The sequence below is a fragment of the Pantoea sp. XY16 genome (assembly GCF_025153065.1).
Taxonomy (GTDB): domain Bacteria; phylum Pseudomonadota; class Gammaproteobacteria; order Enterobacterales; family Enterobacteriaceae; genus Pantoea; species Pantoea alfalfae.
In genome coordinates this window covers 85,734-98,903 of the sequence record NZ_JANZNP010000015.1, presented here as the reverse complement: position 1 = coordinate 98,903, position 13,170 = coordinate 85,734, and the positions used below count along the sequence as shown (strand labels likewise).

Genomic DNA, 13,170 nt, shown 5'->3' with positions numbered 1-13,170 from the left:
CACTGCGGCAACCGGCAACAGGAGGTTGCGCGGACGTTTTCTGCGGTACTTGAGAGTGCCGGACGCGGTTCATCCCGTCCGGCACTGTTATACGCCTCGCCTCCTTGCCCGCTTCCTGTCACCTGACTACTCAAGGACCCGTCTGAATGAACGCTATTGAGCGCCTGCTTGGCATCATGAAAACCCTGCGCGATCCCCTCCATGGCTGCCCGTGGGATCGTGAACAGACCTTCACTTCTATCGCGCCCTATACGCTGGAAGAGACCTACGAAGTGCTGGACGCCATCCAGCGCGAAGATTTTGACGATCTGCGCGGCGAACTGGGCGATCTGCTGTTTCAGGTGGTGTTCTATGCGCAGATGGCCAGCGAACAGGATCGCTTTAATTTTGAGGATATCTGTCACGCCATCAGTGACAAGCTGGAGCGCCGTCATCCGCACATTTTTGGCGATGCCACGGCAGAAACCAGCAGTGACGTGCTGAAAAACTGGGAAGCGATTAAAACCGCCGAACGGGCTGATAAAGCCCAGCATTCAGCGCTGGACGACATTCCTAAAGCGCTGCCCGCACTGATGCGTGCTCATAAGATTCAGAAGCGCTGTCACAATGTGGGATTCGACTGGACTACGCTGGGGCCGGTGGTGGCAAAAGTGCATGAAGAGATTGATGAAGTGATGCACGAAGCACAGCAGAGCGTGGTGGACAGTGAAAAGTTGGAAGAGGAGATGGGTGACCTGCTGTTCGCCACCGTTAACCTGTCGCGCCATCTTGGCAGTAAAGCGGAAACGGCGCTGCAAAAGGCCAATGACAAGTTTGAGCGCCGGTTCCGCGAAGTCGAAGCGATCATCGCAGCACAGGGGTTAAGCATGCCGGGCGCCACGCTGGAGCAGATGGAAGCGGCCTGGCAGCAGGTAAAACTGGGCGAAAAAAGCTGATTATTCCAGCGCTGTGCATAAAGTCGCCATGTGTGCTTACTCGTTTCAGCGCGGCAACAACTTTGTGACGCACATCAACATTTCATTGGCAGCTATCCGCTATGGTAGGACGCAGCAATGCGTTGGAGGATGGCTGTGATTCATCAATTGTGGCTGATAGCGGTTTCCAGTATACTGTTTTCCCGTCCTGGTTATTCCACCGTCTTTAAACCTAAACTCTCAGGTTCAGCATGACAACGAATTATATTTTTGTGACCGGCGGGGTCGTTTCCTCTCTGGGTAAAGGCATTGCCGCCGCCTCCCTCGCAGCCATTCTCGAAGCTCGTGGTCTGAACGTGACCATCATGAAGCTGGACCCGTATATCAACGTGGATCCAGGCACCATGAGCCCGACCCAGCACGGCGAAGTTTTCGTCACTGATGACGGCGCTGAAACCGATCTCGATCTGGGTCACTACGAGCGCTTCATCCGCACCAAAATGTCGCGTCGTAACAACTTCACCACCGGCCGTATCTACTCAGAAGTCCTGCGCAAAGAGCGCCGTGGCGACTATCTGGGTGCAACCATTCAGGTTATCCCGCACATCACCAACGCCATCAAAGAACGCATTATTGAAGGCGGTGAAGGTCATGATGTGGTGCTGGTCGAAATCGGCGGCACGGTAGGGGATATCGAATCACTGCCATTCCTGGAAGCGATTCGCCAGATGGCCGTGGATGTGGGCCGTGAACACACCATGTATATGCACCTGACGCTGGTACCGTACATGGCGGCTGCCGGTGAAGTGAAAACCAAACCGACTCAGCACTCCGTAAAAGAGCTGCTGTCGATTGGTATCCAGCCAGATGTGCTGATTTGCCGTTCTGACCGTGCCGTACCGGCCAACGAACGTGCCAAAATCGCCCTGTTCTGTAACGTTCCTGAAAAAGCGGTAATCTCGCTGAAAGACGTTGATTCCATCTACAAGATTCCTGGCATGCTTAAGTCGCAGGGCCTGGATGACTATATCTGCAAGCGCTTCAACCTGAATGCACCGGAAGCCAACCTGGCCGAGTGGGAGCAGGTGATCTACGAAGAAGCTAATCCGGGTGGTGAAGTCACCATCGGTATGGTGGGCAAGTATGTTGAGCTGCCGGATGCCTACAAATCCGTTATCGAAGCGCTGAAACATGGTGGCCTGAAAAATCGTGTCACCGTGAACATCAAACTGATCGATTCGCAGGATGTTGAATCCCGCGGTGTCGAATTACTGAAAGATCTGGATGCGATTCTGATCCCGGGTGGCTTCGGCTACCGTGGTGTGGAAGGCAAGCTGATGACCGCACAGTACGCACGTGAAAACAACGTGCCGTACCTGGGCATCTGTCTGGGCATGCAGGTTGCGCTGATGGAGTTCGCGCGTAATGTTGCGGGCATGCCGGGCGCCAACTCCACTGAATTTGTGCCAGACTGTAAATACCCGGTGGTGGCATTAATCACCGAATGGCGTGACGAAGAAGGCAACGTCGAAGTCCGCAGCGAGCAGAGCGATCTGGGCGGCACCATGCGTCTGGGCAGCCAGCAGTGTCAGTTAACGCCGGGCAGCCAGGTTCGCCAGCTCTACGGCTCTGACACCATCGTTGAGCGCCATCGCCACCGCTATGAAGTGAACAATATGCTGTTAAAGCAGATTGAAGCAGCCGGTCTGCGCGTAGCAGGTCGCTCTGGTGATGATCAACTGGTTGAGATTATCGAGATCCCGAACCATCCGTGGTTTGTGGCCTGCCAGTTCCACCCTGAGTTTACCTCGACCCCACGCGACGGCCATCCGTTGTTTGCCGGCTTTGTTAAAGCCGCGCATGAGCATCAGAAGCGTTTAGCGAAGTAAGTTTCACAGACAACGCGCGAACTTTTCGCGCGTTGTCTGTCTTAGGATTGACTAACTTGTACTGAGGAAAATCGTAATGTCCAAAATCGTAAAAGTCATCGGTCGCGAAATTATCGACTCACGTGGTAACCCGACTGTTGAAGCTGAAGTGCATCTGGAAGGCGGTTTTGTCGGCCTGGCCGCTGCGCCATCAGGTGCCTCTACCGGTTCACGCGAAGCGCTGGAACTGCGTGACGGTGACAAATCACGTTTCCTGGGCAAAGGCGTAACCAAAGCCGTTGCTGCAGTAAACGGTCCGATTGCTGAAGCGGTAAAAGGCAAAGACGCGAAAGATCAGGCGAACATCGATAAGATCATGATCGACCTGGACGGTACTGAGAACAAATCTAACTTCGGTGCTAACGCCATTCTGGCTGTGTCACTGGCAGCGGCTAAAGCAGCTGCAGCTTCTAAAGGTCAGGCGCTGTATGAGCACATCGCTGAGCTGAACGGCACCCCAGGCAAATACTCTATGCCACTGCCTATGATGAACATCATCAACGGCGGCGAACATGCCGACAACAACGTCGACATCCAGGAATTCATGATCCAGCCGGTTGGCGCTTCTAACGTTAAAGAAGCTATCCGTATGGGTTCTGAAGTATTCCACAACCTGGCAAAAGTGCTGAAAAGCAAAGGCATGAGCACGGCAGTGGGTGACGAAGGCGGCTACGCGCCTAACCTGGGTTCCAACGCCGAAGCGCTGGCTGTCATCGCTGAAGCGGTAAAAGCAGCAGGCTACGAGCTGGGCAAAGACATCACTCTGGCGATGGACTGTGCGGCATCTGAGTTCTACAAAGATGGCAAATACGTTCTGGCCGGTGAAGGCGGTAAAGCGTTCACCTCTGAAGAGTTCACCCACTTCCTGGAAGATCTGACTAAACAGTATCCGATCGTCTCTATCGAAGATGGCCTGGATGAATCTGACTGGGACGGCTTCGCTTACCAGACCAAAGTGCTGGGCGATAAAATCCAGCTGGTGGGCGACGACCTGTTCGTGACCAACACCAAAATTCTGAAAGAAGGTATCGATAAAGGTATCGCTAACTCCATTCTGATCAAATTTAACCAGATCGGTTCTCTGACCGAAACCCTGGCTGCGATCAAAATGGCGAAAGATGCAGGCTACACTGCCGTGATCTCTCACCGTTCAGGCGAAACTGAAGATGCAACCATCGCTGACCTGGCGGTAGGTACTGCAGCGGGCCAGATCAAAACCGGTTCAATGAGCCGTTCTGACCGTGTTGCTAAGTACAACCAGTTGATCCGTATCGAAGAAGCGCTGGGTTCTAAAGCGCCATTCAACGGTCTGAAAGAAGTTAAAGGTCAGTAATGACCCTGTGCTGATGGCGCGTTAAGCGGCATCGCATACACTGAAAGCCCCGCCTTGTGCGGGGCTTTTGCTTTTTCGTGTCGCGCAGCTGTTGTTGTGCGGTACACGCTGGCATAATCAGCGCCCCGATTTATCCAGGCGAGTAAAAAATGTTCTACCCGATTAACGAAATGTTCCAGACACTGCAGGGCGAAGGTTATTACACCGGCGTGCCTGCTATTTTCATCCGCCTGCAGGGCTGCCCGGTGGGCTGTAGCTGGTGTGATACCAAACATACCTGGGAAAAGCGGGCAGATCGGGAAACGTCGCTGGGCGATATTTTGATCAAGACAGTGGAAAGCGACGCCTGGGGTGATGCCGATGCGGCGACCCTGGTGAGTGCCATTGCGCAGCAGGGCTGGACGGCGCGCCACGTGGTGATTACCGGTGGTGAACCGGCGATTTATGACCTGCGTCCGTTAACGACTGCGCTGGAGCAGCACGGTTTCCAGTGCCAGATTGAGACCAGCGGAACCCACGAGATCCACTGTTCCGAACAGACCTGGGTGACTGTCTCCCCGAAGGTCAACATGCGCGGCGGCTACGATGTGCTGCCCCAGGCGCTAAGCCGGGCCGATGAAATTAAACATCCTGTGGCGCGTCAGCGTGATGTGGACGCACTGGATCTGCTGCTGGCGGGGATGGATGACACCAAAGCCCGAATTATCGCCCTGCAGCCCATCAGTCGCAAAGATGAGGCTACCCGACTCTGCATTGAGACCTGTATTGCACGCAACTGGCGTCTGTCGATGCAGACCCATAAATATCTCAATATCGCCTGATAAAGCGCGCGATGTCGTTAACCGCAGGAAAGAGGTGATTCAGATACGTGACGGAAAGGGAAATAGTGTCGGATCGAAGGGTTCGATCCGACAGGTTTAGCCGCGGTAAACGCAGCCTGCGGTGCAGGTTTCTTTGATCATGACCGCGCTTAACAGCGGCAGTTGCGGCTTCATCTGATCCCAGATCCATTTCGCCAGCACTTCGCTGGTGGGATTTTCCAGGCCAGGAATATCATTCAGATAGTAGTGGTCCAGCCGATTGTAAAGAGGCTTAAACACCGCCTTCAGTTCAGCAAAATCCATAACCCAGCCGGTATGCGCATCCACTTCGCCGGTAATCTCCAGACGAACCAGGAACGAATGACCGTGCAGACGGCCACATTTGTGTCCGGCCGGCACATTCGGAAGATGGTGCGCGGCTTCGAACTGGAACTCTTTAAACAAGGTGGTAGACATAGTGGTTCTCAGACATTTAAAAACCGCTGAATTCTACCTGATTACCGCTTTTTTCGCACCCGCGCCGCACAAAGCGATACTTTCCCATCCGATTACCGGATCGTGTCGAGCTAATTAACTAATAAATCACCCGTTTGCTTATCAGTTTTAACGATTAACCCTACCAGAAAAACCACTTAGTCATTTTGGTTATTTGATATGTCGAAGGTGTATTTAATCGTTAATATACGGACCGGTAACCTACGCACTCTTCCGCCACTTTACGGTCCGGACTTCTGATACTGGAATTTTTAACGCGATGACGACTCAGGCACCTGGTTCACTGCTTCCGCTCTCACCGGAACAACTCGCCCGCTTACAGGCGGCGACGACAGATTATTCCCCGACTCAACTGGCGTGGCTGTCAGGCTATTTCTGGGGCCGGGTAGAGCAGACGCCGGGTGGCGCCGTCGCCAGCAGCGCACCGTCCGCGCCCGCCGCTGAAGCGCCGGTTATTACCTTGCTTTCCGCCTCTCAGACCGGCAATGCCCGTCGCCTGGCGGAGCAGCTGCGTGATGATCTGCTGGCTGCGAAGCTGAACGTAAACCTGGTGAATGCCGGTGATTACAAGTTTAAGCAGATTGGCCAGGAAAAAATGCTGGTGGTGGTCACCTCTACTCAGGGCGAAGGTGAGCCACCGGAAGAGGCGGTGGCGCTGCATAAATTCCTGATGTCGAAGAAGGCACCGAAAATGGAGGGGGCGGCCTTTGCAGTGTTTGGCCTGGGCGATACCTCTTATGAATTCTTCAGTCAGGCGGGCAAAGATTTTGACAGCCGTCTGGCGGCGCTGGGCGGCGAACGTCTGCTGGACCGCGTTGATGCGGATGTCGAGTATGCAGAGCAGGCCACGGCCTGGCGCGGTGCGCTGACGGAAATTCTGAAAAAGCGCGTGCCGACCGAATCCCCGGCGCAGGCTGCGGCGACAGCGGCAGGCACCGTCAACGAAGTGACCACCAGTCCCTACAGCAAAGAGTCTCCACTCAGCGCCAGCCTGGCGGTGAATCAGAAAATTACCGGACGTGACTCAGACAAAGATGTGCGCCATATCGAAATCGATCTGGGCGACGCCGGTCTGCGCTATCAGCCTGGCGATGCGCTGGGCGTCTGGTATGAAAATGACGCGGCGCTGGTCAGCGAACTACTGGAGCTGGTCTGGCTGAAAGGCGATGAGTCAGTGGAGGTTCAGGGCAAAACCCTGCCGCTGGCTGAGGCGCTGCAGAAGCACTTTGAGCTGACAGTGAATACCGCGCAGATTGTCGCACAGTACGCTCAGCTGTCCCGTAACGCCGAGCTGCTGTCGCTGGTGGATGATAAAGCCCGGCTGCAGCAGTATGCGCAGCACTATCCGATTGTGGATATGGTGCGGCTGGCACCGGCTGAACTGAGCGCTGAACAGCTGACCGGGCTGCTGCGCCCGCTGACGCCGCGACTCTACTCTATCGCCTCTTCACAGGCCGAAACCGACACCGAAGTGCACATCACTGTAGGTGCCGTGCGCTTCGATATTGAAGGCCGCCAGCGCGGCGGCGGTGCATCGACCTGGCTGGCCGATCGTGTTGAAGAAGAGGGCGAAGTCCGCGTCTTCATCGAGCACAACGACAATTTCCGCCTGCCGGCTAATCCGGACGCGCCGGTGATCATGATTGGCCCGGGCACCGGCATCGCGCCGTTCCGCGCCTTTATGCAGCAGCGCGACAACGACGGTGCCAGCGGCAAAAACTGGCTATTCTTTGGTAATCCGCACTTCACCGACGATTTCCTCTATCAGGTGGAGTGGCAGAAATATGTGAAGGATGGCCTGCTGACGAATATTGACCTTGCCTGGTCACGCGATCAGGCAGAGAAGATTTACGTACAGGATAAGATCCGCGCGAAAGGGGCCGAAGTCTGGCGCTGGATTGAAGAGGGCGCACATCTTTATGTCTGTGGCGACGCGAATCGTATGGCAAAAGACGTCGAGCAGGCATTGCTGGATGTGGTGGTCGAACACGGCGGAATGGATCGTGAAACGGCCGACGAATTTTTAAGTGAGCTGCGCATTGAGCGCCGTTATCAGCGAGACGTTTACTAATGAGTGATAAACACCCTGGACCGCTGGTTGTAGAAGGTAAGTTAACCGACGCTGAGCGCCTGAAGAAGCAGAGCAACTATCTGCGCGGCACCATCAAAGAAGATCTGGAAGAGGGTCTGACCGGTGGCTTTACCGGCGATAACTTCCTGCTAATCCGTTTTCACGGCATGTACCAGCAGGACGATCGCGACATTCGCGCTGAACGTGCGGAGCAGAAGCTGGAACCGCGCCACGCCATGATGCTGCGCTGCCGACTGCCGGGCGGGATCATTACGCCGACGCAGTGGCTGGCCATCGACAAATTTGCTACCGACAAAACTATTTATGGCAGCATCCGTCTGACCAACCGTCAGACCTTCCAGTTTCACGGCATTCTGAAGAAGAACGTCAAGCCGACGCATCAGATGCTGCATGAAGTGGGACTGGATGCGCTGGCGACCGCCAACGACGTCAACCGTAACGTGCTCTGTACGTCGAACCCGGTTGAGTCGGAACTGCATCAGGAAGCGTATGAGTGGGCGAAGAAGCTCTCCGAGCATCTGCTGCCGCGCACCCGTGCCTATGCCGAGATCTGGTGGGATAAAGAAAAAGTCGCGACAACAGACGAAGAGCCGATTCTCGGTGAAACCTATCTGCCGCGTAAATTCAAAACGACGGTAGTGATCCCGCCGCATAACGATGTAGATCTGCACGCCAACGATCTGAACTTTGTCGCCGTCGCCGAGAACGGCAAGCTGGTGGGCTTCAACCTGCTTGTGGGAGGCGGTCTTTCGATCGAGCACGGTAACAAAGCGACTTACGCGCGTACCGCCAGCGAATTTGGTTACTTCCCGGTTGAGAAGATCCTCGATGTTGCCGAGGCGGTCGTGACGACGCAGCGTGACTGGGGTAACCGTACCGACCGTAAAAACGCCAAAACCAAGTACACCCTGGAACGCGTTGGCGTCGAGACCTTTAAAGCGGAAGTTGAAAAACGCGCTGGCCTGACGTTTGAGCCGATCCGTCCCTATGAGTTCACCACCCGTGGCGATCGCATTGGCTGGATCAAAGGCATCGACAACAAATGGCATCTGACGCTGTTTATCGAAAATGGTCGCCTGCTCGACTATCCGGGCCGACCGCTGAAAAGCGGCATCGCGGAAATTGCGAAAATCCATCAGGGTGACTTCCGCCTGACCGCCAACCAGAACCTGATTGTGGCGGGCGTGCCGGAAAGCGAAAAAGCGCAGATTGAAGCGATCGCCCGCGCACATGGTCTGATGGATCATGTGACGCCACAGCGCGAAAACTCGATGGCCTGCGTCGCGTTCCCGACCTGTCCGCTGGCGATGGCAGAAGCCGAACGCTTCCTGCCCGCGTTTGTGACTAAAGTCGAGGGCATCATGCACGCGCATGGCGTTGGTGATGAGCACATAGTGTTACGCGTTACCGGTTGTCCGAACGGTTGCGGCCGTGCCATGCTGGCTGAACTGGGTCTGGTGGGTAAAGCGCCAGGCCGCTACAACCTGCATCTGGGCGGAAACCGCAGCGGAACGCGTATTCCCCGTATGTATCGTGAAAACATTAACGAAAGCGAAATTCTCGCCACCATTGATGAGCTGGTGGGACGCTGGGCCACCGAGCGCCAGGCCGCTGAAGGCTTTGGTGACTTCACCATCCGCGCAGGCATTGTTGCGCCGGTGCTGGACCCGGCACGCGACTTCTGGGAGGAAGCAAAATGAGTCAGCCCGACCTCGCAGCACTGAATGAGATGTCCAAAGTCCAGCGTGCGATGGCGCTGGCGGCGACCAATGCGCAGCTGGAGAAGTCATCAGCAGAAGAGCGGGTCAGCTGGGCGCTGGAGAATCTGCCGGGCGCCTATGTGCTCTCCTCCAGTTTCGGTATTCAGGCCGCGGTGTCGCTGCATCTGGTGACGCGTCAGCAGCCCGATATTCCGGTGATCCTGACCGACACCGGCTATCTGTTCCCGGAGACCTATCGTTTTATTGATGAGCTGGCGGACCAGCTTAATCTCAACCTCAAGGTGTTCCGTGCCGGAACCTCACCGGCCTGGCAGGAAGCGCGCTATGGCAAACTGTGGGAGCAGGGGGTCGAAGGGATTGAGAAGTATAACGAGATCAATAAAGTCGAGCCGATGAACCGGGCTATTGAAAGCCTGGGTGCCCAGACCTGGTTTGCCGGTCTGCGCCGCGATCAGTCCGGCAGCCGGGCGAATCTGCCGGTGCTGGGCGTGCAGCGAGGCGTCTTCAAGCTGCTGCCGATTATCGACTGGGATAACCGCCAGATTCATCAGTATCTGGAGCAGCACAAGCTGAAGTATCATCCGCTGTGGGATGAAGGCTACCTTTCGGTGGGCGATACCCACACCACCCGCAAGTGGGAGCCGGGTATGGCAGAAGAAGAGACGCGCTTCTTTGGTCTTAAACGCGAGTGTGGTCTGCACGAAGGCTGATGCCGTGCTTCTCTCCCCCGCCAGGGGGAGAGAATGTCTTCGTGCAGTCAGTCAGGCAGGAAGTTAAACGCCTTTTAATCCGGCAAACGCCTCCGCTGCACGGGTCACATTCACTTTCGTCACCTCATACTCCGCCACCGCGACAAACGGATCTTCCGCTAAGATCGCATCCAGCTTTTCACGTTCCATCTCCCTGACCATCAGCATGCCGCCCGTGCGTGGATCTTTACGTCCCGCGGCAATAAAAAAGCCCGCATCAAAATAGCGATCGAGCCAGTCGATATGGCCTGCCAGCAGCGCTTCAACCTCTTCTATCGGACGAACGTAATTCAGAAATACCACGTACATGTCAGATCCTCACACTTTGGGATTGGTCAGTTCGCTGAGCAGCGGCAGCAGCACGCGAACACTGTCGCGGGTTCGCAGGGCTATCTGGCCCGGCAGCCAGCGGTCGAGATAGCTCAGATTATCCAAATCAGTCTGATGACGGGTTACACCATCAGGAAAGTGGTGGCTGCGATGACGCTGTAACGCGCCATCTTTATTTCCCAGCGTCCAGTTGCTGGCGGTGACATCCAGCAGCGGAAAGCCCGCCCTGTCGAAGGCATTCAGACCGTTGAAGTCTTTGCGATTCAGCTGGTGGCTGGCAGCGGGAATGCCCAACTGACGGGCCAGTAGCAGAGCGCGGTCGCTGGTCTGCTTGCGCACCGCCCGAGGCGTGTTCATGCCGCTGTTGAAATAGAGATGATCGCCGGTGATCAGGCTGTTCAGATCGATGACCAGCAGCGTATTTTTCTTCTCACGCGTGCTCATCCGCTCAACATAATCATCCATGCCGTGCAGATCGGTTTCTCCGGCGCTGAGCGCCACAAAGCGGATGCCGTAGTGCAGCGGTTTGTGACTCAGCTGCTGTGCCAGCTCCAGCATCACGCCAAGACCCGACGCATTATCGTCGACGCCCTGCAGACGCAAGCCGCCCAGATTATGATGGACCTGGCTGCTGTTCTGCGGCGTCCAGGTATCCAGATGCGCCACGATCAGAATCTCCTGCGGCACGCTGCCTGCACGCGCGGCTATCACCGAGGTGGCCGTGAGCTTATGCCAGCGCTGCGTACCGTCATCCTCCTGCCATTTATAGCCGGTGTTGAACTGGCGGGTATCGGTTTTATACCCCAGCGCGGTAAATTGCTGTTGCAGATAGTCAGCGGCCATCAGTTCAGCCGGACTTCCGCTCATCCGGCCAGGAAAATAGGTGGCGATGTGCCGGACCTGCTGTTCGGCAAACTGACCCGCTGGCGCGGCCAGGACCAGCGGGGAAATGAGTGCGCTAAACAAAACTGTCGCGACCCTCAGGCGGAGGGAACAAAACATAGTGCATCCTTTTTTTCATTATCCGGGAGCCAACAGGCATGCGGGCCAGGGCCAGCCATGCCGCGCGCATTATACGCCTTTTGTTCTGTGAGCTGGTTAGCGGAATCGGGCGCTGCTCTGAGCGAAAGCACGAACACACATTTATTACTGGCACTTATCTGGTTTTGCAGACGCAGGCGCGGCCCTGAATGTGTGAACCTGTTCACAAAAAAGCCATTAAATACATCTGCTAAGAACAAATTGTTCTGTGCTTTGCGGCGTCGTTATTCCATTCGGTAACTACTCATTCCAATTCGTAATTTCATCTGGATAAACTCAGCGACGTATAGTCGCGTTAATACAAAGTTAAATCATCAGGGTTAACGTGGACTATTTGCCTCTTTTTGCCGATCTCTCTGGCCGCCCGGTTCTGGTTGTCGGCGGTGGAGATATTGCGGCGCGAAAAATTGAACTGCTGCGTCGCGCGCGCGCGCGTATTCAGATCGCCTCTCGTGAACTCTGCCCTGAACTGCAGGCACTGCTGGATAAGCAGGAGCTGGAGTGGGTGGCGACCGCATTTGACCCGACCCAGCTGGATGGTGTTTTCCTGGTGATTGCCGCCACCGACGACAACCAGCTTAATACCCAGGTTTTTGAAGCCGCAAACGCGCGGCATAAGCTGGTTAACGTGGTCGACGACCAGCCAAAATGCACCTTTATCTTCCCGTCGATTGTTGACCGCTCACCGCTGGTGGTGGCGATCTCCTCCAGCGGCACCGCACCGGTGCTGGCACGCATGCTGCGCGAAAAAATCGAAACGCTGCTGCCCGCCAGTCTTGGTCAGATGGCGGAGGTAGCCGGACTCTGGCGCGATAAGGTCAAACAGCGCTTCAGCCGCATGTCCGATCGTCGGCGTTTCTGGGAGCGTGCCTTCGACGGTCTGTTCGCCAGTCAGATGTCCGCCGGTAACGTCGAAGAGGCGAAGCGCACGCTGGATCGTGAACTGCTGGAAGAGCCAACCCGTCAGGGCGAGATCTTTCTGGTCGGTGCCGGGCCGGGCGACAGCGGCCTGCTGACGCTGCGTGGCCTGCAGGTAATGCAGTTAGCCGATGTGGTGCTCTACGACCATCTGGTCAGCGAAGAGGTGCTGGACCTGGTGCGTCGCGACGCCGACCGCATCTGCGTCGGTAAACGCGCCAGCGCGCATACGTTGCCGCAGGAAGAGATTAATCAGTTGCTGGTTTCACTGGCGCTGAAAGGTAAGCGCGTTGTCCGCCTTAAGGGCGGCGATCCCTTTATCTTTGGCCGCGGCGGCGAAGAGCTGCAGGCGGCACAGCAGGCGGGCGTGCCGTTCCAGGTGGTGCCGGGCGTCACCGCGGCTGCCGGCGCGACAGCCTATGCCGGGATTCCGCTGACCCATCGCGATTACGCGCAGAGCGTGATGTTTATTACCGGTCACTGCCGTCCCGATGGCGATGATATTGACTGGCCATCGCTGGCGCGTGCGCGTCAGACGCTGGCGATCTACATGGGCACGGTTAAAGCAGCCGCTATCAGCGCAGCGCTGATTCAGCACGGTCGCGCGCCATCAACGCCAGTGGCGGTGATCAGTCGCGGCACCCGTCAGGATCAACAGGTGCTGACCGGCACCTTAGAACAACTTGAGGCGCTGGCCGCCTCGGCACCTACTCCGGCGCTGCTGGTGATTGGAGAGGTGGTTAATCTGCACGGGCAACTCGCCTGGTTTAAACATTCAGCACAACAGGGGACTCGCGAGTCCGCCGTTGTCAATCTGGCTTGAGGGAA

At 56.2% G+C, this 13,170-nt stretch carries 11 protein-coding genes; 8 read left to right on the top strand and 3 right to left on the bottom strand.

The window, feature by feature from the left end; all coding sequences use genetic code 11:
• The first annotated feature begins 146 nt into the window (after positions 1 to 146).
• The 4 genes from mazG (at position 147) to queE (ending at position 4,996) form a co-directional block, all read left to right on the top strand.
• Positions 147 to 935, top strand: a complete 789-nt coding sequence (gene mazG, locus N1689_RS19500; protein ID WP_161732805.1) for a nucleoside triphosphate pyrophosphohydrolase — start codon at positions 147 to 149, stop codon at positions 933 to 935.
• A 230-nt stretch (positions 936 to 1,165) separates the two neighbouring features.
• Positions 1,166 to 2,803 carry a glutamine hydrolyzing CTP synthase gene (gene pyrG, locus N1689_RS19495; protein ID WP_013358881.1) on the top strand — a complete coding sequence of 546 codons (1,638 nt, stop codon included), beginning with the start codon at positions 1,166 to 1,168 and terminating at the stop codon, positions 2,801 to 2,803.
• Between the two features lie 76 nt (positions 2,804 to 2,879).
• A complete protein-coding gene (gene eno / locus N1689_RS19490; protein WP_013358880.1) occupies positions 2,880 to 4,175 on the top strand; it encodes a phosphopyruvate hydratase in 1,296 nt (431 codons plus the stop codon).
• 149 nt (positions 4,176 to 4,324) lie between these two features.
• Positions 4,325 to 4,996 carry a 7-carboxy-7-deazaguanine synthase QueE gene (queE, locus tag N1689_RS19485; protein ID WP_161732801.1) on the top strand — a complete coding sequence of 224 codons (672 nt, stop codon included), beginning with the start codon at positions 4,325 to 4,327 and terminating at the stop codon, positions 4,994 to 4,996.
• A 96-nt stretch (positions 4,997 to 5,092) separates the two neighbouring features.
• On the opposite strand, the gene queD is transcribed toward queE, so the two are convergent.
• Complete coding sequence (gene queD / locus N1689_RS19480) at positions 5,093 to 5,452, bottom strand: 6-carboxytetrahydropterin synthase QueD (protein ID WP_161732799.1); 360 nt, start codon at positions 5,450 to 5,452, stop codon at positions 5,093 to 5,095.
• A 298-nt stretch (positions 5,453 to 5,750) separates the two neighbouring features.
• Between queD and cysJ the strand changes: the two genes are divergently transcribed.
• From cysJ to N1689_RS19465, 3 genes are read left to right on the top strand one after another with little or no spacing between them, the layout of a single operon-like run.
• Entirely contained in the window at positions 5,751 to 7,562 is a 1,812-nt protein-coding gene (gene cysJ, locus N1689_RS19475; RefSeq protein ID WP_161732797.1) for an NADPH-dependent assimilatory sulfite reductase flavoprotein subunit, read from the top strand.
• A complete protein-coding gene (cysI, locus tag N1689_RS19470) occupies positions 7,562 to 9,283 on the top strand; it encodes an assimilatory sulfite reductase (NADPH) hemoprotein subunit (protein ID WP_161732795.1) in 1,722 nt (573 codons plus the stop codon). The genes cysJ and cysI overlap by 1 nt, the downstream gene beginning before the upstream one ends.
• Positions 9,280 to 10,014, top strand: coding sequence for a phosphoadenylyl-sulfate reductase (locus N1689_RS19465; RefSeq protein ID WP_260059953.1), 735 nt, complete (start codon positions 9,280 to 9,282; stop codon positions 10,012 to 10,014). Before cysI ends, N1689_RS19465 begins: the two co-directional genes overlap by 4 nt.
• Positions 10,015 to 10,077: 63 nt before the next feature.
• Here the strand turns inward: N1689_RS19465 and N1689_RS19460 are convergent, their stop codons facing one another.
• Together N1689_RS19460 and N1689_RS19455 are read right to left on the bottom strand one after the other, a co-directional pair.
• Positions 10,078 to 10,362 (bottom strand): YciI family protein, encoded by a 285-nt coding sequence (locus tag N1689_RS19460; protein WP_161732792.1) that lies wholly within the window; start codon positions 10,360 to 10,362, stop codon positions 10,078 to 10,080.
• Between the two features lie 9 nt (positions 10,363 to 10,371).
• Positions 10,372 to 11,385: an aminopeptidase gene (locus tag N1689_RS19455; protein WP_260059950.1), complete on the bottom strand. Its 1,014-nt coding sequence runs from the start codon at positions 11,383 to 11,385 to the stop codon at positions 10,372 to 10,374.
• Positions 11,386 to 11,749: 364 nt separating this feature from the next.
• Between N1689_RS19455 and cysG the strand changes: the two genes are divergently transcribed.
• Positions 11,750 to 13,165, top strand: coding sequence for a siroheme synthase CysG (cysG, locus tag N1689_RS19450; RefSeq protein ID WP_253419877.1), 1,416 nt, complete (start codon positions 11,750 to 11,752; stop codon positions 13,163 to 13,165).
• Positions 13,166 to 13,170 lie beyond the last annotated feature (5 nt).

What these genes read in the sequence shown, in the direction of transcription:
- N1689_RS19460 (WP_161732792.1), bottom strand. Translation starts at nt 10,362, where the DNA reads ATGTACGTGGTATTTCTGAATTACGTTCGTCCGATAGAAGAGGTTGAA.
- N1689_RS19465 (WP_260059953.1), top strand. Translation starts at nt 9,280, where the DNA reads ATGAGTCAGCCCGACCTCGCAGCACTGAATGAGATGTCCAAAGTCCAG.
- cysI (WP_161732795.1), top strand. Translation starts at nt 7,562, where the DNA reads ATGAGTGATAAACACCCTGGACCGCTGGTTGTAGAAGGTAAGTTAACC.
- queE (WP_161732801.1), top strand. Translation starts at nt 4,325, where the DNA reads ATGTTCTACCCGATTAACGAAATGTTCCAGACACTGCAGGGCGAAGGT.
- pyrG (WP_013358881.1), top strand. Translation starts at nt 1,166, where the DNA reads ATGACAACGAATTATATTTTTGTGACCGGCGGGGTCGTTTCCTCTCTG.
- eno (WP_013358880.1), top strand. Translation starts at nt 2,880, where the DNA reads ATGTCCAAAATCGTAAAAGTCATCGGTCGCGAAATTATCGACTCACGT.
- N1689_RS19455 (WP_260059950.1), bottom strand. Translation starts at nt 11,385, where the DNA reads ATGTTTTGTTCCCTCCGCCTGAGGGTCGCGACAGTTTTGTTTAGCGCA.
- mazG (WP_161732805.1), top strand. Translation starts at nt 147, where the DNA reads ATGAACGCTATTGAGCGCCTGCTTGGCATCATGAAAACCCTGCGCGAT.
- cysJ (WP_161732797.1), top strand. Translation starts at nt 5,751, where the DNA reads ATGACGACTCAGGCACCTGGTTCACTGCTTCCGCTCTCACCGGAACAA.
- queD (WP_161732799.1), bottom strand. Translation starts at nt 5,452, where the DNA reads ATGTCTACCACCTTGTTTAAAGAGTTCCAGTTCGAAGCCGCGCACCAT.